The following is a 19,713-nucleotide window of genomic DNA, read 5'->3' as shown; positions in this document are numbered from 1 at the left end:
ACCGTGGACACCCTGATGAAAAAGCTCATTGCGGGCCTGCTCGGCCCGCTGCTGCTCGGCGCCTGCACCGCGCTACCCGAACCTGACTCGCCATTGCCTTGGGATGCCCAGGTCAGCCAAGGCACACTGGCCAACGGCCTGCAATACCGGCTGGTGCGCGAGACCGCCCAGCCTGGCCGGCTCGACCTGCGCCTGACGGTCAATGCCGGTTCCATCGACGAAACCGACGACCAGGTGGGCGTCGCGCACATGGTCGAACACCTGGTGTTCCACAGCCGCGCCGGGCAGTCGGGCAACCTGCGCCAGCGCATGACGGCGTTGGGCTGGGTGCAAGGCCGCCACTTCAATGCGGTGACCAACTACGAACGCACCCAGTTCATGCTCAGCCCGCCGGCCGGCGTGCGCCAGGCCCCGCAGGCTCTGCAAGCATTGGCCGACCTGGCATTCGCCGGCGACTACAGTGCTGCCGACCTTGAGCGCGAACGGCCGATCGTCATCGAGGAGTGGCGGGGCGGCCTGGGTGTGGCCCAGCGCATGAACCAGCAACGCACCGCGTCGCAACGGGTTGGCTCACGTTACCCAGAGCACCGCACCATCGGCAACGAGGCGGCCATCCGCAATGCCAGCCTGGCCAGCTTGCAAGGCTTTCAGGCGCGCTGGTACCAGGCGCCGAACATGGTGATTTCGGCGGTGGGCGATTTCGAGCCCAAGGCCATGCTGGCGCAGATCGAGCATGCCTTCGGCAAGGCCAATGGCGGTGCCAGCCCGGCGCGCGACTACCGCGACCTGCCGCTGGACAACGCGCTGAAAATCTTCCGGCTGCAAGACCCGCAGTCCGGCAGCAACCAGGTGGCGCTGTTGTTCCGCCTGCATGAACCGGACAGCCGCGGCACCACCTACGCGGCGCTGCGTGAGCGGTTGATCGACCGCATGGCCTTGGCCGCGCTGCTCGATAGCTTGCGCCGCCAACCGCTGGCGCCCGGGGTGCGCAGCCTGGTGGCGCAGAAAACCCTGATCGGCAGCCAGTCGACGGTACTGGGTATCGCTGCCGGCGTCGAAGGCCAGCAGCACGAACAGGCGCTGCGCCAGCTGCTGACCGAGATCGAGCGCTTGCGTCAGCATGGCTTCAGCGAGCAGGACTACCAAAAACAGCAAGCCCATATTCGCGCTTTGGGCGACAAGACCTTGGCCAACCACGCACCACGTACATTCGAGCAGTGGGTCGAACAGCTCAACAATGCCACCGCGGCAGAAGGCAGCGTGGTCGAGCGTCATGCTGCTGCCCGTCGCTACCTGCAGGTGCTGCCAGGCATCGAGCGGGAAGACCTCAATCACAGGCTGCGGCGTTGGCTTGGCAGTGCCGATCGCGTGTTGCAGTTCAGCGTGCCTGGGCAGTCGCAGGTCGAGTTGCCAAGCGTGGCAGCGGTCGAGGCACTGCGGTTGGAGATCGCCAGCCAGACGCTTTCCCCACCTGTTCAGCAGCCAGCTGAAACCCCGGGCGTAGCCAGTTACAAGCCCGATGCACCGGGCACCGCAGGGCTCATTGTCGACCGCAAGGCATTCCCTGCTGAGCACGTCGAACATTGGCGCTTGGGTAACGGCGACCGGCTGGTATGGCTGCGCCGTAACGGCCCAGAGGGCAATTGGTTGTTACAAGCGGACTCGTCCGCCGGCTACCGCCTCGCCGATGCGCCTGCCTGGCGCTTGCAGATGGCTGCGCAACTGGCCGTGCGCAGCGGGCCGGACGGTGCGCAGGCGTGGCGCCAGGCGCAAGGTGCCACCGTCAGCCTTGAGCATCAGCCACAGCGCCTGCAGTTGAACCTCAGCGCCCGCCCCGAGCAGCTTCCGGCCTTGCTGCAGAGCTACCGCCTGAGCCAACAGGCGAGCATCGACGCCACGTTGTTCGACGAGGCGCGCAGCGATCTGCTACAGCGCTTGCGCAGTCGTCCCGAGGATGTGCGTGCGCGCCAGGAGCGCGAGCAGCGCGTACTCAAGTACGGGGCCGATCATTGGGAGACCCCTGGCCAGGCTGCGCTGCAACAGCTCGATCGCAAGCAGTTGCAGGCGGACTGGCAGCGCCTTGCCCGTGCGCCGGTGACTTACTACCTGATGGCCGATGTGCCCGCAGAACAGCTCGAACCGCTGGTGCGCGGCTACCTGGCCAACCTGCCGCGCGGCGTCTCGCCAAACCCGCAAGCCGCGTTGCAGCAACCCGGTCAGCGCCGCAGCGACCTGGCGATCGCGCTTGAGCCACGCGCCGTGCTGCAGGCCAGCAGCTACCAGCCGCAGGCCTGGCAACCGCAGGTCGCCATGCGCGTCGCACTGCTGCGTGAGCTGGCCAACCAGCAGCTCAAACAGCGACTGCGCGGCGAGGCCTCGGGGGTTTATCGCCTGAGCTTCGATGCCCAGCTCGACCCCGATTCGCAGCGCATCGAAAGCACCCTGAGTTTTACCTGCGACCCGGCGCGTGTGGATGAGTTATGGGCACTGGCGCAGCAGACCCTGGCCGGGCTGAAGGTAGATGAGCAGTGGCTGTTGGCCGAGCGTCGCGAACTGGTGCGCCAGGAGGCCAAACGCCGCGAAGACCCGCAAACCCAGTTCAAGCGTTTGATCCTCAGCGAGCGCCACTGGCAGGACCCTCGCTACCTGAGCGAACAGGCCAGGCTGCCCGAAGCACTGACCGTGCCGGCCATGCAGCAACTGGCACGGCAGTTGTTCCCCGTTGCCAACCAGGTGCAACTGCGCCTGCTGCCATCGGCTGCCGCGTTGGAGCAGGCGTTGTGAATACCCTGCGCAGGTTCTACCGCCTGAGCCGGCCATTCTGGCAAGCCCGCCAGCAGTGGCTTGCCTGGCTGATGCTGGCGACGATCATCGGGCTTGGCCTGTTGATCGTGCAGATCAACGTGTTGATCAACAGCTGGAGTAAAACCTTCTACGACACGCTGGCGTCTTTCGACACCGCAGGGCTGTATGCGCTGGCCGGTGAGTACGCGCTCTATCTTGGGCTCTACGTGCTGATTTTTGTCGCCCTCGACTACCTGCGCAAAGGGCTGGTACTGCGCTGGCGCCAAGCGATGACCGGGCGTTTGATCGATGCCTGGCTGAACGACCAGGCGTTCTACCGCCTGGGGCTCAGCGGCGAACCCGACAACCCGGACCAGCGCATCGCCCAAGACGTCGACCTGATGGTGGACCTGAGCATCGAGCTGGTGGCCTCGCTGGTGGTCAACCTGGCCCAGGTCGGCGCGTTCGTGGTGATCCTGTGGAACCTGTCCGGGGTGCAGACCTTCCACCTGTTCGGCGAACCCTTCACCGTGCATGGCTACCTGCTGTGGATCGTGCTGGCCTACACCTTGATCGGCAGTGTCCTGACCCACCTAATCGGCAAACCCTTGCACGCGCTCAACTATGCGCGTGAGCAACGGGAGGCAGACTTTCGCGCAGGCCTGCTGCGCAAGCGCGACCACGCCGAGCAAATTGCCCTGTACCGAGGCGAGGCGGTCGAGCGCCAGCACTTGGCGCAGCGCTTCCAGGCGATTGCCGAGAACTGGCGGCAACTCATGGGCCGTGAGCGTGACCTGAGCCTGTTCACGGTCGCCTACCAGCGCTTCAGCCTGATCGTGCCGGTATTCGCGGCGCTGCCCGCGTTCATGGCCAAGACCATCACCTTGGGTGGCCTGATGCAGATTCGCAGCGCGTTCAATGCCGTGCACGACTCGCTCAGCTGGTTCATCAAGCTGTACCACAAGCTGGTGCGCTGGAGCGCGGCGTTGGAGCGGCTCGACCAGTTCGAGCAGGCCATCGCCGCCAGCCGCCAGCAGGTGATCAAGGCGCCGCAGGGTAATTGCCTGTGCTTGCAAGGGCTGACGGTATGCCGGCCCGACGGCAGTCATTTGCTCCGCGGCCTCAAGCTGCGCGTCGGCCAGGGGCAATGGGTGCGGCTGGCCGGGCACAGCGGGCTGGGCAAGTCGACCTTGCTGCGCACCTTGCAGGGGCTGTGGCCCCATTGCACGGGTGATTGGCAATTGCCGCCGGGGCGCAGCCTGTTGTTGCCGCAGCAGCCGTATCTGCCGCAGATGAGCTTGCGTGGCTTGCTGGCTTATCCACAGGTGCGGTCGATAGACGATGTGCAGTTGGTCGATGTGCTGGGCAAGGTGGGGCTGGGCGGGTTGATTGGGCAACTGGACAGGCAGGTGGAGTGGGAACGGGTGCTTTCTGGCGGCGAGCAGCAGCGGGTGAGCCTGGCGCGGGCGCTGTTGTACCGGCCGGATACGTTGTACCTGGATGAGGCGACCAGTCAGCTGGATATCGGCAGTGCGCAGCGTTTGCTGGGGATGCTCAAGCGAGAGTTGCCGGGGTGCACCGTGGTGGCGGTGACTCACCAGGAAGGGCTGGCGGGAGTGTTTGGGAAAACGCTGGAGCTAGAGCCTGTGTGAACTTGCACCGGCCTCTTCGCGGGTGAACCCGCTCCCACAGGGGGCTCACAGCCTTTGAAGGCTCTGCTGAACCTGTGGGAGCGGGTTTACCCGCGAAGAGGCCGGTGCAGGATTAATCAGTCAGGTGCGCTTGCTGAACTGCGCCAGCGCCGGCAAAAGCTGTTTGTCGATCGCCTGGCGCACGGCCGGCAGTATCGTCGCGCTGCCGGTATACATCTGCTCGACCATGCCCTTCAGCGCCTTTGCATTGGGCTCGGTCAGCCCACGCACTACCGCCTCGCAGGCCTGCTCGGCGCTGGCCCCGGCGGGGATGTCGAAACCGCGCGCGCGCAGGTGGCCGGCGAGGTCGTCCTGGTCAATCAAATCCGCATGCATCATGGCTGTTGTCCCTTTTATCGCTAAGCGAGTGCTGCTGTGATTTACGACCGATTCTGTGTCCACCGCGACATGCCCGCAAGGGCAGAATGTCGCAATGGCTGCTTTGGCTAAGAACAGGTCGTTTACGGCTAAATCACCCGCCCCTGAAGTGCGCACACTCAAGCCATCTACCGCAACGGAGGGTTTGGTCACCCTCGCTCGTGCACAGTGGATGTTGCTCGCTCTTGGCCCCGGATGCTCACGGCTTTCCGGGGTTGTTTTTTGCTCATACTTCGCTGTTATCCATGCTGCTACCTGACATTTCTGCCAGGTTACGAGCCTGCGTGTTACCTGCTCTGCTAGAGGCGATGGACTTCCAGAGGAGCGGAATCATGAAAATATTCGCCCATAGGGCATGGCTCGTCCTAGCAGGGTGCGCGTTGCTAGCGGCCTGCTCGTCATCGACGCTGCCAGACAGCCACACCTAGAGTGGGCGAGGGTAAAGCGGTTACCCTGAACACTGAAGGCCAGTGCCCTTCCAATGTTGGCAGGGCCCGGTCTGCCCAAGTGCTGGGTTTCGATGGCAGCAAGGTCTGCTTCATTAACGCAGACGCCACCCGAAAGCACTGTTACAGCGGCGAGTATCAGGGTGACTTCGGCATTTCAAATTTTGACATTAGCGATCTGAGCTTACCGAAAGGCCTGACGGCTGCCAGAAGCGGCTACATGAACAATAATGCCTATCGGATTTCGAAAGGGGTGGAGTAACACCGTTGCCTTGACCGAGCAGATGACCCCGGCGGCGTGAGCCCTCGGGGTTGCTGTTCATTGGCTACGGATACCGAGCCCGATAGTACGCCCGGCATAGGGCAGGTGGCACAGCGCTTGGGCCAACGCCTGTTGCTTGCTCTTGGTCCCGGATGCTCACGGCGTTCCGGGGGCATTTGTTGCCTGTCTTTCGCTGTTTCGTATGCGGTTACCTGACATTTCTGCCAGGTGACGAGTCTGCGTGTTACCTGCTCTGCTAGGGGCGATGGACTTCCAGAGGAGCGGAATCATGAAAATATTCACCTATAGGGCATGGCTCGTCCTAGCAGGGTGCGCGTTACTAGCGGCCTGCTCGTCATCGACGCTGCCAGACAGCCACACCTCAAGCGCGGTTACGCAACTGTTCACGCTTGAACCCACCCCCGATCGCAGTACGCTGCAGAAAACAGCCACGGGGTATCTGGCGACTCTATTGGACAACCCAGCTAACGAGGAAATTACGCTGGTTGACGCCAATGCGGAGCTGATCAACAACAGCACTCAACATTTGGCAGTGACATTGCCCGATGGTAAAACAGCCCAATTCAACGTGCGCGACTTTAACTCAATGGCCGGAGGTTACGAAGGCTGGGTGGGTTATAGACGTTCAGCGTGGAAGCTGAATCACCCTTCACCTGCTGAGATCGATTTCGACCCTCGCTATTACCTGTCGATCGTGCGCCACGGCACCCAGTTGGTCGGTAACTTGATCGTAGATGGCGAGCGCTATCAACTGGAATATCTCGGAGGCAGACAGCATGCGTTAATAAAAATTGACAGTTCGAAGTTGCCGCCTGAAGACATTCAGGATCCACAGGGGCATGCAAATGAACTACCTACAGTCAAGACCCACCTACCGCCGAAATCAGCACACAGTACGATCAGGTTGCTGTTTGTCACTACCAATCAGTCCCGCGCTAAGAATCCAAACTACCGCGCCGCGCTGACCCTTGGCTTGCAGAATGCCAATCAGATCACAAAAAATAGCCAGGTCGCTATAACGTATGAATTAGCCGGTTTTATGGACGCTAATCACGATGAGACCGGCAGAGATTTTGTCACGCTTCTCAATGATCTGACGTACCGCATGCCGGAGGTGAAAGTTGTGCGGGATCGTGTGCGCGCTGATCTCGTCTCGATGTTAGTGGACAATTACGAGTATTGTGGTGGCGGTAAACCGGGCCCAGAAAAACATTTAGCGTTTTCGGCAATAAATTGCATTCCTTCATTGTCGCACGAGATTGGTCATAACTTTGGTATGTCCCATGTCTGGGACGGTGCAAGTAATACCTACACGCATGGATATCAGTATAAACCTGCGTCGGGCTCCCTCAGGTTCCGCACGCAGATGGCTCCAGAGTGCAGCCCGGTCTGCCCTAAGCAAATGTTTTTCTCCAATCCCCGCTTGAGTTATCAAGGGCAAGCACTGGGTACGGTAGCGAACCATGATGTTGCTAGAGCGATGAATGAACGCAGAGAAACGGTCGAGAATTTCTACCCTCCCTTTACGGGTAAGAGAATCAGGAGTGTCGAACGCGCCAAATTAGGGCTTCCAGCCTGCTTGACGGTCACATCAAGCGGTGCACTGACTTTTGCGGATTGCGGAAATATCAGTGAAGGTGATTTTTGGTACTGGAACAACAATGCGCTGACGACCCTTCGCGTCCAGCTAGGCGATGCTTTATCATGCCTTCAATGGACGGCAAATGGTGAGGCGGCAGGCATGGGTGCATGCTCAGGTCTGCGTTCAAACTTTAGTTTTGCGGGGGGGTGATTAAGTTTTCAGCCTTGGGTATCTCCAACTGCATGGAAGGTAATGGAAGAAGCGCCAGCCCTAAATTTAGCTATTGTTATGACAGAGATGATGCTCGATGGGAAACTATACCCTGACCGCCTAAAATGTATATTAGGGAACAGGTGGGGCTGCGGTACCTGGTTTGGACTTCGCCCCACCTGCATTACCGTGGCAACAGGCCAATGATGCGGCCGACGTAGGCGGGTGGTGGAGTGCCGTATTGGAGCTTCGTTAGGCGTTGTATGCACTCGGTGGTCACATCACCGAATGGAGATGCCTTCGACGCTTTCAAGCAGACGTGCAATAACATCTGTTCACTGGCTGCCAAAGGCCCCTCAACATTTTCGCTGTGCAAGCTGTGATAAACATGCAGGCGCTTGTGATCAAACCCGATGATCTGCGTCTGCACCCACACTTCGGTACCCAGCTTCACTTCATGCAGGTAGTTGATGTGCGCTTCGAGCGTGAACAACGAATGCCCACTTAGCCCGCGGCTGTCGGCATCCAGGCCGATACGCTCCATCAATGCATCGGTGGCATAGCTGAAAATCAGCAGGTAATAGGCATCGCGCAGGTGCCCGTTGTAATCCACCCAGTCCTCCTGGACCGGGGTGCGGTAGGTGATCAGTGCGGGCATCGCAGTCTCCTCAATCGCCAAAGGCCATGCCGTGCTTGGCCTTGCTGGTTTTCACCGCGTCCAGCACTGCCAGCAGGGTGTCATCACGGTAGCGCTCCAGCGCCGCAATACTGCGTTCGCCCAGTTGGTCCGAGGTGCCGTCCACAACATCGTCGATCAGCTTGTCGGTCAACTCGGGGGCTGGCAAGTAGGTCCAGGGCAGTTTAAGCGCCGGGCCGAATTGCGACATGAAGTGGCGCATGCCAGCATCGCCACCGGCGAGGGTATAGGTGAGGAAGGTGCCCATGAACGACCAGCGCAGGCCGGCACCAAAGCGGATTGCATCGTCGATCTCGCCGGTGGTCGCCACGCCGTCGTTGACCAAGTGCAGCGCCTCGCGCCACAGCGCTTCGAGCAGGCGGTCGGCAATGAAGCCGGGGACTTCCTTGCGCACATGCAGCGGGCGCATGCCGAGCGCGGTGTAGATGGTTTTTGCCGCGTCGATGGCCTCTGGCGAGGTGCGCTTGCCGCCGACGATTTCGACCAGCGGCAGCAGGTAGACCGGGTTGAAGGGGTGGCCGACTACGCAACGTTCGGGGTGGGTGGACGACTCGTAGAATTCACTGGGCAACAGGCCCGAGGTGCTGGAGCCGATGATCGCATCAGGCTTGGCCGCTGCGCTGATCTTCGCGTGCAGGTCGAGCTTGAGGTCCAGGCGCTCTGGTGCGCTTTCCTGGATGAAGTCGGCGTCACGCACGCAGGCTTCGATGGTGCTGACGAAGGTCAAACGTTGCGGCGAAGCGCCTGGCGCCAGGCCTTGTTTTTCCAGCGCCGGCCAGGCGTTGGCGATGCGCTTGCGCAGGGCCTGCTCGGCGCCGGGGGCTGGGTCCCAGGCGACGACATCCAGGCCGTGGGCGAGGGCGCGAGCGACCCAGCCGCTGCCGATCACGCCACTACCCAGGGCGGCGAAGGTCTTGATCTCGGTGATGAAAGGCATAGCGGTCTCCTGAGGGATCAGCGGCGTTTGAGTTTCATTTTTTCCCGGCCCTCGGCCGGGGTCAGCACGCGGGCGCCGAGGCGGGAGATGATCTCCACCGCGCGCTCGACCAGTTGGCCGTTGCTGGCCAGCACGCCACGGTCCAGGTACAGGTTGTCTTCCAGGCCGACGCGCACGTTGCCGCCCAGCAGCACGGCCTGCGCGGCCATGGGCATCTGCATGCGGCCGATGCCGAAGCCGGCCCAGGTGACGTTGGCGGGCAGGTTGTCGACCATGGCCTTCATGGTGGTGGTGTCGGCCGGCGCGCCCCATGGGATGCCCAGGCACAGCTGGAACAGCGGGTCGTCGAGCAGGCCTTCCTTGATCATCTGCTTGGCGAACCACAGGTGGCCGGTGTCGAAGATTTCCAGCTCGGCTTTCACGCCCAGCTCGGTGATGCGCTTGGCACCGGCGCGCAGTTGGGCCGGGGTGGAGACGTAGATCGAATTGCCGTCGCCGAAGTTGAGGGTGCCGCAGTCGAGGGTGCAGATTTCCGGCAGCAGCGCTTCGACGTGGGCCAAGCGCTCCAGCGGGCCGATCAGGTCGGTGCCTGGGCCAAATTCCAGGGGCGTTTCGCCTGGGCCGATTTCCAGGTCGCCGCCCATGCCGGCGGTGAGGTTGACGATGATGTCCACGTCGGCTTCGCGGATGCGTTCCATGACTTCGCGATACAGGTTCACGTCGCGGCTGAAGCGGCCGGTTTGCGGGTCGCGGACGTGGCAGTGGACCACGGTGGCGCCGGCTTTGGCGGCTTCGACGGCGGCTTCGGCGATCTGCTGGGGGGTGACTGGGACCAGGTGGCTTTTGGAGGCGGTGTCGCCGGCACCGGTGAGGGCGCAGGTGATGATGACGTCGTGGTTCATAGCAGTTCCTTGTGGTGTCTGTGCTTGCCTTTTCGCGGGTAAACCCGCTCCCACAGGGGATCGTGATGTCCCTGGCATGCGCTGTACCTGTGGGAGCGGGTTTACCCGCGAAAGGGCCGGATCAGTTGGCGGTAAGCTTGAGGTTGTCCGCAGCGGGCTTGCCATCGAAGGTGGTCACCCCTTCAAGCCAGCGGGCCTTGTCCTCGGGGTGGTCCTTGAGCCACTGGCGGGCCGACGCCAGCGCGTCCTTGTGGTCGAGCAGCGGCTGCATCATGCGGCTCTCGTCCTCGGCGCTGAAATTCAGGTTGGCCAGCAGGCGGTGAGCGTTGGGGCAGCGTTCGGCGTAGTCCGGCGCGGTGACTGTCCACACCGTGGCGCGGCCTTCGTCAGGGCCGAGCGCGTCCTGGCTGTCGCCCAGGTAGGCCATGTCGATGTTCACGTTCATGGGGTGCGGCGCCCAGCCGAAGAACACCACCGCCTCCTTGCGCCGCACGGCACGGTCGACCGCGGCGAGCATGCCGGCCTCGCTGGACTCGACCAGCTGGAACTTGCCCAGGCCGAACTGGTTCTTGGCGATCATCGCCTTGATCTGGGTATTGGCCCCCGAGCCGGGCTCGATGCCGTAGATTTTCCCACCCAGTTCCTTTTCGAACTTATGAATGTCGGCGAAGGTCTTCAACCCCTTGTCGGCCAGGTACTTTGGCACTGCCAGGGTCGCCCGGGCGTCTTCCAGGCTCGGTTTGTCGAGCACCTTGACCTGCTTGGCGTCGATGAACGGGGTGATGGTCTGGGTCATGATCGGGTTCCAGTAACCCAGGAACATGTCCAGACGTTTGTCGCGGATGCCGGCAAAGATGATCTGCTGCGAAGCGCTGGTCTGCTTGGTCTGGTAACCCAGGCCGTCGAGCAGTACCTGGGCCATGGCGCTGGTGGCGATGACGTCGGTCCAGTTGACCACGCCCAGGCGCACGTTCTGGCAGGCGGCGGGCTCGGCGGCTAGAAGCGGGGTAGAGACGATGCTGCTCACGGCAAGGGTCAACAGGCTGCGGCGGATCAAGCTGTGCATGGTGGCTCTCCATCGGCAGTGCATATTGTTATGGGGATCGGTCTCTCTGGACCGTGTGAACACGCTACGCTGCTGTCGGGGTGGAAAATCGCACCCTGGCGACCAACACTTGCACCCAGGCGACCACCTTCACTGTGGAGCACAGCAATGCCGCAGATCATTCATTTCCTGTTGTTACCCGGCTTCTCGGCCATGGGCTTTATCAGTGCCCTGGAGCCGCTGCGTGTGGCCAACCGCTTCAAGGGCCCGTCGTATCGCTGGCAGGTGCTGAGCCTGGATGGCGGCGCGGTGCAGGCCAGCAATGGGATGTCGGTGAACGCCGATGCGGCATTGGGCGCGGGCGTGGCGGGGGGCATTTTGCTGATCGTCGCCGGCTTCGAGCCTTTGGCTTGTTATGGGCCGCCGCTGCAGCAGGCGCTGCGCCGTCTCGATCATGACGGGGTGATATTGGGTGGCATCGATACCGGGGCGGTGGTGCTGGCCGAGGCGGGCTTGCTCGACGGCCACCGCGCGACCGTGCACTGGGAGGCGCTTGAAGCGTTCAAGGAAAACTACCCAGGTTTGCAGGCGACCCAAGAGTTGTTCGAAATCGACCGGCGGCGCATCACCTGCGCGGGCGGCACCGCCTCGATCGACCTGATGCTCGACCTGATTGCGCAAGCCCACGGCAGTGAGTTGGCGGTGCAGGTGTCGGAGCAGTTCGTGCTCGGGCGTATCCGCCCGCGACAAGACCACCAGCGCATGCAGATCGCCAGCCGCTATGGCATCAGCAACAAGAAGCTGGTGAAAGTGATTGGCGAGATGGAGCGCAATACCGAACAGCCTTTGAATACTCAAGTGCTGGCGGATGCGGTGCAGGTAACGCGGCGGCAGCTGGAGCGGCTGTTTCGGCTACACCTGGACGACACGCCCAGCGGGTTTTACCTGCGGCTGCGGTTGGACAAGGCGCGGCAGTTGTTGCGCCAGACCGACATGAGTGTGCTGGAGGTGGGGGTAGCGTGTGGGTTTGAGTCGGCGTCGTACTTTACCCGCTGTTACCGGGCGCGGTATCAGCGGTGCCCGCGGGAGGACAGATTAGCCCGGGCGGTTTGAGGTTCATGTGGGAGCGGCCTTGCGTCGCGAAAGGCCGCTCCCACAGAACCGATACTCGTTACTGCTGCCCGATAGACTGCAGGTACTCCGATCGGTCATCACTGCGCTGCGCCACACAGGTGCCCCACGCCGCCTCGAACGCCTTGCTCCCAGGCTTCTCGGCAAAAGTCTCGACCTTGCAATCGGCATCGCGCAGCTGGGCCCAGAGTTTTTCCGCCGCCTCCATGCGCCCCACCAAGGCATTGGCCTGGTCGGCTTCGTCGGCATACTGGTCGCGAATGCGCTGGATCAAGTCATCGTAAGCCGACTTCAGCTCCCGCTCGGCCGTCTGCTTGTTGAAGGCCGCGCACGCGTACGTCTGTTGGTCGGTCTCGACGTTGTCGCACGGGGTGCTTTCTTCCTCGCCGGCCTGGGCGCCCGACACGACGGCCAGCAGTACCAGGCATGCCATTGATTTCATCCTTTATCTCCTCAACAGGCTGACGAATCGCAGGGATTCTCGCTCAGCCGAAGGCAACGCGGTAGCTCCCTGACGAAATGTTCATGAAAGCGAGCAAAATGTCGTTATCGAGACTGCCTCTCATCGCCAGATAGCGTCGCAGAGGGCCTGTTGTCGCGCATTGACGCTTTCGGCAAACCCCCTGTCGTTTTTGCATCGGGGCGCCTCGGGGCACAGGCATATGCTGGCCCCAAAGCGCCGGCACAACGTTCGGCGTGACCCAACTCAATAAAAGGGGACAGCCTGATGAGCCCAGCCGAATTACACGCCGACAGCATCGTCATCGACGGTTTGATCATTGCCAAATGGAACCGCGAGCTGTTCGAAGACATGCGCAAAGGCGGCCTGACTGCGGCCAACTGCACGGTGTCGGTCTGGGAAGGGTTCAAGGCCACGGTCGACCAGATCGCCTCCAGCCAGAAGCTGATCCGCGACAACAGCGACCTGGTCATGCCGGTGCGCACCACCGCCGACATCCGCAAGGCGAAAGAACTGGGCAAGACCGGCATCCTCTTCGGCTTCCAGAACGCCCACGCGTTCGAAGACCAGATCGCCTACGTGGACGTGTTCAAGCAGCTGGGCGTGGGCATCGTGCAGATGTGCTACAACACCCAGAACCTGGTCGGCACCGGCTGCTACGAGCGTGACGGCGGCCTGTCGGGCTTCGGCCGCGAGATCGTCGCCGAGATGAACCGCGTCGGCATCATGTGCGACCTGTCGCACGTGGGCTCCAAGACTTCTGAAGAAGTCATCCTCGAATCGAAGAAGCCGGTCTGCTACTCCCACTGCCTGCCGTCGGGGCTCAAGGAGCACCCGCGCAACAAGTCGGACGAAGAGCTGAAATTCATCGCCGACCACGGCGGCTTCGTTGGCGTGACCATGTTTGCGCCGTTCCTGGCCAAGGGCATCGATTCGACCATCGACGACTACGCCGAAGCCATCGAATACACCATGAACATCGTCGGTGAAGACGCCATCGGCATCGGCACCGACTTCACCCAGGGCCACGGCCAGGACTTCTTCGAATACCTGACCCACGACAAGGGCTACGCCCGTCGCCTGACCAACTTCGGCAAGATCATCAACCCGCTGGGCATTCGCACCGTTGGTGAGTTCCCCAACCTCACCGAGACCTTGCTCAAACGCGGCCACTCCGAGCGTGTGGTGCGCAAGATCATGGGCGAGAACTGGGTAAACGTCCTCAAGGATGTCTGGGGCGAGTAAGCCGCTCTCCAAGCCTGAAAGCCCCTGCCAGCAACGCCGGGGCATCCCAATAAAAAATTTTATGGAGTTGAGTTTCCATGGCCAAGATCGCCCCGCAATTGCCAATCGAAGTCGACAGTGAGACCGGTGTCTGGACCAGCGACGCCTTGCCGATGCTGTACGTGCCACGCCATTTCTTCGTTAACAACCACATCGGTATCGAGGAAGTGCTGGGCGCCGATGCCTATGCCGAGATCCTCTACAAGGCGGGCTACAAGTCGGCCTGGCACTGGTGTGAAAAAGAAGCCGAGTGCCATGGCCTGGAAGGCGTGGCGGTGTTCGAGCATTACATGAAGCGCCTGTCCCAGCGTGGCTGGGGCCTGTTCGAGATCCAGGACATCGACCTGGACAAAGGCACCTGCAGCGTCAAGCTCAAGCACTCCGCCTTCGTCTACGTGTACGGCAAGGTTGGCCGCAAGGTCGACTACATGTTCACCGGCTGGTTCGCCGGCGCAATGGACCAGATTCTCGCTGCCCGTGGCAGCAAGATCCGCACCGTGGCCGAGCAGGTCTATGGCGGGTCGGAAGAAGGCCACGAAGATGGCCTGTTCGTTACAAAGCCGTTGTAAGCCGGAGATAGCGTCATGGCATTCGAAGCAATGTTCCAGCCGATCCAGATCGGCAAACTGACCATCCGCAACCGCGTGCTCAGCACCGCGCACGCCGAGGTCTACGCCACTGACGGCGGCATGACGACCGACCGCTATGTGAAGTATTACGAAGAGAAGGCCAAGGGCGGCATCGGCCTGGCGATCTGCGGCGGCTCGTCCGTCGTCGCCATCGACAGCCCGCAGGAATGGTGGGCGTCGGTCAACCTGTCGACCGACCGCATCATCCCGCACTTTCAGAACCTGGCCGACGCCATGCACAAGCATGGCGCCAAGATCATGATCCAGATTACCCACATGGGCCGCCGCTCGCGCTGGGACGGCTTCAACTGGCCAACCCTGATGTCGCCGTCGGGTATCCGTGAACCCGTGCACCGCGCCACCTGCAAGACCATCGAGGTGGAAGAGATCTGGCGGGTGATCGGCAACTACGCGCAGGCTGCGCGTCGTGCCAAAGAAGGCGGCCTGGACGGCGTCGAACTGTCGGCCGTGCACCAGCACATGATCGACCAGTTCTGGAGCCCGCGGGTCAACAAGCGTACCGACGAATGGGGCGGTACGTTCGAAGGCCGCATGAAGTTCGGCATGGAAGTGCTCAAGGCGGTGCGCGCCGAGGTCGGTGACGACTTCTGCGTGGGCATGCGTATCTGCGGCGACGAATTCCACCCCGATGGCCTGAGCCACGAGGACATGAAGCAGATCGCCGCCTATTACGACGCGACCGGCATGCTCGACTTCATCGGCGTGGTCGGCTCGGGTTGCGACACCCACAACACCCTGGCCAACGTTATCCCGAACATGAGCTACCCGCCGGAGCCGTTCCTGCACCTGGCGGCCGGCATCAAGGAAGTGGTCAAGGTCCCGGTGCTGCACGCGCAGAACATCAAAGACCCCAACCAGGCTACGCGCATCCTCGAAGGCGGCTATGTCGACATGGTCGGCATGACCCGCGCGCACATGGCTGACCCGCACCTGATCGCCAAGATCAAGATGGGGCAGATCGACCAGATCAAACAGTGCGTCGGTGCCAACTACTGCATCGACCGCCAGTACCAAGGCCTGGATGTACTGTGCATCCAGAACGCCGCGACCTCCCGTGAATACATGGGCGTGCCGCACATCATCGAGAAGACCACCGGCGTCAAACGCAAGGTGGTGGTGGTTGGCGCCGGCCCTGCCGGCATGGAAGCCGCCCGCGTGGCGGCCGAGCGCGGCCACGACGTGACCCTGTTCGAGAAGAAAGACCAGATCGGCGGGCAGATCACCATCGCCGCCAAGGCACCGCAGCGCGACCAGATCGCCGGTATCACCCGCTGGTACCAACTGGAACTGGCACGCCTGAAAGTCGACCTGCGCCTGGGCACCGCTGCCAGCGTGGACGCGATCCAGGACCTGCGCCCAGACGTCATCGTGCTGGCGGTGGGCGGCCATCCGTTCGTCGAGCAGAACGAGCACTGGGGCGCGGCCGAAGGGCTGGTGGTCAGCAGCTGGGACGTGCTCGATGGCAAGGTTGCGCCGGGCAAGAACGTGCTGGTGTACGACACCATCTGCGAGTTCACCGGCATGTCGACGGCGGACTACATTGCCGACAAGGGCAGCCAGGTCGAAATCGTCACCGACGACATCAAGCCGGGCGTGGCCATGGGCGGCACGACCTTCCCGACCTACTACCGCAGCATGTACCCCAAAGAAGTGATCATGACCGGCGACATGATGCTGGAAAAGGTCTACCGCGAAGGCGACAAGCTGGTGGCGGTGCTGGAGAACGAATACACCGGTGCCAAGGAAGAACGCGAGGTCGATCAGGTGGTGATCGAGAACGGCGTGCGCCCTGACGAGGAGCTGTACTACGCGCTGAAGGATGGCTCGCGCAACAAGGGCCAGATCGATGTGGAGGCGCTGTTTGCCATCAAGCCGCAGCCGATCCTCAGCCAGCCGGGCGAGGGCTACCTGCTGTACCGCATCGGTGACTGCGTGGCCCAGCGCAATGTGCATGCGGCGATCTACGACGCCTTGCGCCTGTGCAAGGATTTCTGATCGTTAACAGTCGCCGCCACTGAGCGCGGCCTCTGTGGGAGCCTCCCATGTTGAACACCCTTATACCCATTCTGCTGTTCGCTGCCCTTGGCCTGGCGGTGCTCGGCGCCCTGCGCCGGGTGCGCATGTGGCGGCGTGGCCGAGCGTCCAAGGTCAATTTGATCGGCGGCCTGCTGGCCATGCCGCGACGCTACCTGGTCGACCTGCACCACGTGGTCGAACGCGACAAGTACATGTCCAAGACCCACGTCGCCACGGCGGGCGGCTTTGTGCTGTCGGCGGCCTTGGCGATCCTGGTGCACGGCTTCGGCCTGCAGAGCAAGATCCTGGGCTACGCGCTGCTGGTCGCCACGGTGATCATGTTCACCGGTGCAGTCTTTGTCTTCAAACGCCGCCTTAACCCACCTGCGCGCCTGTCCAAGGGCCCGTGGATGCGCCTGCCGAAAAGCCTGCTGGTGTTTGCTGCAAGCTTCTTCATCGCCACCTTGCCGGTCGCCGGCATTCTGCCCGCCAACACCGGTGGCTGGGTGATGGTCGGTGTGCTTGGCCTGGGTGTGCTGTGGGGCGTGTCGGAGCTGTTCTTCGGCATGACCTGGGGCGGCCCGATGAAACACGCCTTCGCCGGTGCCTTGCACCTGGCCTGGCACCGCCGTGCCGAACGTTTCGGTGGCGGCCGCTCCACCGGCCTCAAGCCGCTGGACCTAGAAGACCCGAATGCGCCGCTGGGCGTGGAAAAACCGGTGGACTTCACCTGGAATCAGCTGCTCGGGTTCGATGCCTGCGTGCAGTGCGGTAAATGTGAAGCCATGTGCCCGGCCTATGCCGCCGGCCAGCCGCTGAACCCGAAAAAACTGATTCAAGACATGGTCATCGGCCTGGCCGGTGGCACCGACGCCAAGTTTGCTGGCAGCCCGTACCCGGGCAAGCCGATCGGCGAACATGGCGGCCACCCGCACCAGCCGATCGTCAACGGCCTGGTCGACGCCGAAACGCTGTGGTCGTGCACCACCTGCCGTGCCTGCGTCGAGGAATGCCCGATGATGATCGAGCACGTCGATGCCATCGTCGACATGCGCCGCCACCTCACCCTGGAGAAGGGCGCGACCCCGAACAAAGGCGCGGAAGTACTGGAAAACCTGATCGCCACCGACAACCCAGGCGGCTTCGCCCCAGGCGGGCGGATGAACTGGGCGGCCGACCTCAACCTGAAACTGCTGTCGGAAGTGAAAACCACCGAAGTGCTGTTCTGGGTCGGCGACGGCGCCTTCGACATGCGCAACCAGCGCACCCTGCGCTCGTTCGTCAAAGTGCTCAAGGCCTCGGGTGTGGACTTTGCCGTGCTTGGCCTGGAGGAACGCGACAGCGGTGACGTGGCCCGTCGCCTGGGTGATGAAGCAACCTTCCAGCAATTGGCCAAACGCAATATCCAGACCCTGGCCAAATACACGTTCCAGCGCATCGTCACCTGCGACCCGCACAGTTTCCATGTGCTGAAAAACGAGTACGGCGCGCTGGGTGGGGATTACCAGGTGCAGCATCACAGCACCTACATCGCCGAACTGATCGCGGCCAAGAAGTTGAACCTCGGCCAGCACAAGGGCGGCAGCGTCACTTACCACGACCCTTGCTACCTGGGCCGTTACAACGGTGAATACGAAGCGCCCCGTGAAGTGCTCAAGGCGTTGGGTATCGAAGTGCGCGAGATGGAACGCTCGGGCTTCCGTTCCCGTTGCTGTGGCGGTGGCGGCGGTGCGCCGATCACCGACATCCCGGGCAAGCAACGTATCCCCGACATGCGCATGGACGACATTCGCGAGACCCAGGCGGAGCTGGTTGCAGTGGGCTGCCCACAGTGCACCGCGATGCTCGAGGGCGTTGTCGAACCGCGCCCACAGATCAAGGACCTCGCCGAGTTGGTAGCCGATGTGCTGATCGAAGAGGAAACCCCTGCGGCCCCAAAGTCGCCAACGGTTAAACGTGAACCTGCGGAGGTGCACTGATGAGCGACATCATCCGCCGCGACCCACGCGCCGAGTGGATCGCCCGTAACCGTCTGCACCCGCTGCACGCGGCCATGCAGACGCAACAAACCAGCTGGATGGGGCCCAACGGCCTGATCCGCAAGAACCCCCATGCCATCGCCGCAGGCTTCATCGGCCCGGCCGGGCTCAAGCGTATCGACCGCAGCGGTGCCCAGCAGGGCACGGGTGTCGGCGGGCGACGCACAGCGGCGGCGGCCGTCCAGTTGCCGCTGCACCAAGTGCCGGCGCCGGCGTTCTACATTGCCGTGGTGCCGGACATGGTCGGTGGCCGCCTGAGCAGCCACGACCGCGACCTGCTGGGCCTGGCCCATAGCCTGGCCGGCAACGACGGCGCAGTGTTGGCCGTGGTCTTTGGCGAACACAAGGAAAGCAACTTTTCCACAGCCGGCGTCGACCGCCTGCTGGTTATCGAAGGCGAAGCGTTCGAGGGTTATGCTCCGGAGCAACTTGTGCAGGGGTTGCGGGCTGTGGATAACCAGTTCACGCCGCGCCACTGGCTGCTGCCCGACAGCCGCACCGGCGGCGGCGAGCTGGGGCGGCGCTTCGGTGCCGCCTTGGGCGAACGGCCCGCGACGCGGGTTTGGCAGGTCAAGGACGGCCAATGCATCGGCCGCGCCGGCGCGGGTCAACAGGACCTGCAACGCGCCGTGCCACGGTTGATCCTGGCTGCGGCGGAATGTGCGGAGCCGGTCAGCGAAACCCGTCATGAAGCGCTGCCGGTAGAGTTGTCCACAAGCGTCGCACGCAGCCTGTCGCGTATCGAAGACCTCGGCTCGGTGGCCGTGGACCCGGCCACCATTGCCATGGCCGAGTCCGAGTTCATCGTTTCGGGCGGTAACGGCGTCAAGGACTGGGACCTGTACCACAAGGCAACTGCGGCCCTCGGCGCCACCGAAGGCGCCTCTCGGGTGGCAGTGGACGACGGCTTCATGCCGCGCAACCGCCAGGTCGGTGCTACCGGTACCTGGGTCACGGCACGGGTGTACGTGGCTGTGGGTATCTCTGGCGCGATCCAGCACCTGCAGGGCATCGGTGCCTGCGACAAGGTGGTGGCGATCAACATGGACCCTGGCTGCGACATGATCAAACGGGCTGACCTGTCGGTGATTGGCGACAGTTCGGCGATTCTCAAGGCGCTGATCGAGGCTGTGGACAACTTCCGCAGCGGCGGCCAGCGCGACGCGGCATAAGGGCAC

The 19,713-nt window shown here is 62.6% G+C and carries 15 protein-coding genes; 9 read left to right on the top strand and 6 right to left on the bottom strand.

Going from position 1 to position 19,713, the window contains the following annotated elements:
- The first annotated feature begins 15 nt into the window (after window positions 1-15).
- Both MFF34_RS08945 and MFF34_RS08940 read left to right on the top strand, forming a co-directional pair.
- Window positions 16-2,784 (top strand): M16 family metallopeptidase, encoded by a 2,769-nt coding sequence (locus MFF34_RS08945; RefSeq protein WP_238212573.1) that lies wholly within the window; start codon window positions 16-18, stop codon window positions 2,782-2,784.
- Window positions 2,781-4,436, top strand: a complete 1,656-nt coding sequence (locus MFF34_RS08940; RefSeq protein WP_238212571.1) for an ABC transporter ATP-binding protein/permease — start codon at window positions 2,781-2,783, stop codon at window positions 4,434-4,436. The genes MFF34_RS08945 and MFF34_RS08940 overlap by 4 nt, the downstream gene beginning before the upstream one ends.
- A 120-nt stretch (window positions 4,437-4,556) precedes the next feature.
- Here MFF34_RS08940 and MFF34_RS08935 read toward each other — a convergent pair whose 3' ends face one another.
- Entirely contained in the window at window positions 4,557-4,814 is a 258-nt protein-coding gene (locus tag MFF34_RS08935) for a hypothetical protein (protein WP_027594285.1), read from the bottom strand.
- A gap of 1,036 nt (window positions 4,815-5,850) precedes the next feature.
- On the opposite strand from MFF34_RS08935, the gene MFF34_RS08930 reads away from it, so the two are divergent.
- Window positions 5,851-7,374, top strand: a complete 1,524-nt coding sequence (locus tag MFF34_RS08930) for a hypothetical protein (RefSeq protein WP_238212569.1) — start codon at window positions 5,851-5,853, stop codon at window positions 7,372-7,374.
- A 184-nt stretch (window positions 7,375-7,558) separates the two neighbouring features.
- On the opposite strand, the gene MFF34_RS08925 is transcribed toward MFF34_RS08930, so the two are convergent.
- The 4 genes from MFF34_RS08925 to choX all read right to left on the bottom strand — a co-directional run bounded on the left by MFF34_RS08925 (window position 7,559) and on the right by choX (window position 10,976).
- Window positions 7,559-8,032, bottom strand: a complete 474-nt coding sequence (locus tag MFF34_RS08925) for a thioesterase family protein (RefSeq protein ID WP_238212568.1) — start codon at window positions 8,030-8,032, stop codon at window positions 7,559-7,561.
- A 10-nt stretch (window positions 8,033-8,042) separates the two neighbouring features.
- The gene (locus MFF34_RS08920) at window positions 8,043-9,008 is read right to left on the bottom strand and encodes an L-carnitine dehydrogenase (protein ID WP_238212566.1); all 966 of its coding nucleotides are present in this window, start codon (window positions 9,006-9,008) and stop codon (window positions 8,043-8,045) included.
- A gap of 17 nt (window positions 9,009-9,025) precedes the next feature.
- Window positions 9,026-9,910: a 3-keto-5-aminohexanoate cleavage protein gene (locus MFF34_RS08915; RefSeq protein ID WP_238212564.1), complete on the bottom strand. Its 885-nt coding sequence runs from the start codon at window positions 9,908-9,910 to the stop codon at window positions 9,026-9,028.
- A gap of 121 nt (window positions 9,911-10,031) precedes the next feature.
- Window positions 10,032-10,976 carry a choline ABC transporter substrate-binding protein gene (gene choX / locus MFF34_RS08910; RefSeq protein WP_238212562.1) on the bottom strand — a complete coding sequence of 315 codons (945 nt, stop codon included), beginning with the start codon at window positions 10,974-10,976 and terminating at the stop codon, window positions 10,032-10,034.
- Between the two features lie 147 nt (window positions 10,977-11,123).
- Here choX and MFF34_RS08905 point away from each other — a divergent pair, with 147 nt between their 5' ends.
- The gene (locus tag MFF34_RS08905; protein WP_238212545.1) at window positions 11,124-12,068 is read left to right on the top strand and encodes a GlxA family transcriptional regulator; all 945 of its coding nucleotides are present in this window, start codon (window positions 11,124-11,126) and stop codon (window positions 12,066-12,068) included.
- A gap of 58 nt (window positions 12,069-12,126) precedes the next feature.
- On the opposite strand, the gene MFF34_RS08900 is transcribed toward MFF34_RS08905, so the two are convergent.
- Entirely contained in the window at window positions 12,127-12,528 is a 402-nt protein-coding gene (locus MFF34_RS08900; protein WP_027594291.1) for a lysozyme inhibitor LprI family protein, read from the bottom strand.
- Window positions 12,529-12,813: 285 nt separating this feature from the next.
- Here MFF34_RS08900 and MFF34_RS08895 point away from each other — a divergent pair, with 285 nt between their 5' ends.
- The 5 genes from MFF34_RS08895 (at window position 12,814) to MFF34_RS08875 (ending at window position 19,707) form a co-directional block, all read left to right on the top strand.
- Window positions 12,814-13,791, top strand: a complete 978-nt coding sequence (locus MFF34_RS08895; protein WP_027594292.1) for a dipeptidase — start codon at window positions 12,814-12,816, stop codon at window positions 13,789-13,791.
- Window positions 13,792-13,868: 77 nt separating this feature from the next.
- Window positions 13,869-14,399 (top strand): DUF5943 domain-containing protein, encoded by a 531-nt coding sequence (locus tag MFF34_RS08890; RefSeq protein WP_027594293.1) that lies wholly within the window; start codon window positions 13,869-13,871, stop codon window positions 14,397-14,399.
- 15 nt (window positions 14,400-14,414) lie between these two features.
- Window positions 14,415-16,475, top strand: coding sequence for a dimethylglycine demethylation protein DgcA (gene dgcA / locus MFF34_RS08885; protein ID WP_238212543.1), 2,061 nt, complete (start codon window positions 14,415-14,417; stop codon window positions 16,473-16,475).
- Window positions 16,476-16,522: 47 nt separating this feature from the next.
- Complete coding sequence (gene dgcB, locus MFF34_RS08880) at window positions 16,523-18,475, top strand: dimethylglycine demethylation protein DgcB (protein ID WP_238212541.1); 1,953 nt, start codon at window positions 16,523-16,525, stop codon at window positions 18,473-18,475.
- Window positions 18,475-19,707 (top strand): electron transfer flavoprotein subunit alpha/FixB family protein, encoded by a 1,233-nt coding sequence (locus tag MFF34_RS08875; protein ID WP_238212539.1) that lies wholly within the window; start codon window positions 18,475-18,477, stop codon window positions 19,705-19,707. Before dgcB ends, MFF34_RS08875 begins: the two co-directional genes overlap by 1 nt.
- Window positions 19,708-19,713: the final 6 nt, after the last annotated feature.

This window comes from Pseudomonas sp. PAGU 2196 (assembly GCF_022179005.1).
Taxonomy (GTDB): Bacteria; Pseudomonadota; Gammaproteobacteria; order Pseudomonadales; family Pseudomonadaceae; genus Aquipseudomonas; species Aquipseudomonas kermanshahensis.
Note: the sequence above shows the minus strand (reverse complement) of the source record. Positions and strands in the feature narration are given on the sequence as shown.

Bases quoted from the DNA above. Each gene is read 5' to 3' on its own strand.
- MFF34_RS08935 (WP_027594285.1), bottom strand. From the start codon at position 4,814: ATGATGCATGCGGATTTGATTGACCAGGACGACCTCGCCGGCCACCTG.
- MFF34_RS08905 (WP_238212545.1), top strand. From the start codon at position 11,124: ATGCCGCAGATCATTCATTTCCTGTTGTTACCCGGCTTCTCGGCCATG.
- MFF34_RS08915 (WP_238212564.1), bottom strand. From the start codon at position 9,910: ATGAACCACGACGTCATCATCACCTGCGCCCTCACCGGTGCCGGCGAC.
- MFF34_RS08890 (WP_027594293.1), top strand. From the start codon at position 13,869: ATGGCCAAGATCGCCCCGCAATTGCCAATCGAAGTCGACAGTGAGACC.
- MFF34_RS08925 (WP_238212568.1), bottom strand. From the start codon at position 8,032: ATGCCCGCACTGATCACCTACCGCACCCCGGTCCAGGAGGACTGGGTG.
- dgcB (WP_238212541.1), top strand. From the start codon at position 16,523: ATGTTGAACACCCTTATACCCATTCTGCTGTTCGCTGCCCTTGGCCTG.
- dgcA (WP_238212543.1), top strand. From the start codon at position 14,415: ATGGCATTCGAAGCAATGTTCCAGCCGATCCAGATCGGCAAACTGACC.
- MFF34_RS08895 (WP_027594292.1), top strand. From the start codon at position 12,814: ATGAGCCCAGCCGAATTACACGCCGACAGCATCGTCATCGACGGTTTG.
- MFF34_RS08920 (WP_238212566.1), bottom strand. From the start codon at position 9,008: ATGCCTTTCATCACCGAGATCAAGACCTTCGCCGCCCTGGGTAGTGGC.
- choX (WP_238212562.1), bottom strand. From the start codon at position 10,976: ATGCACAGCTTGATCCGCCGCAGCCTGTTGACCCTTGCCGTGAGCAGC.
- MFF34_RS08945 (WP_238212573.1), top strand. From the start codon at position 16: ATGAAAAAGCTCATTGCGGGCCTGCTCGGCCCGCTGCTGCTCGGCGCC.
- MFF34_RS08900 (WP_027594291.1), bottom strand. From the start codon at position 12,528: ATGAAATCAATGGCATGCCTGGTACTGCTGGCCGTCGTGTCGGGCGCC.
- MFF34_RS08875 (WP_238212539.1), top strand. From the start codon at position 18,475: ATGAGCGACATCATCCGCCGCGACCCACGCGCCGAGTGGATCGCCCGT.
- MFF34_RS08930 (WP_238212569.1), top strand. From the start codon at position 5,851: ATGAAAATATTCACCTATAGGGCATGGCTCGTCCTAGCAGGGTGCGCG.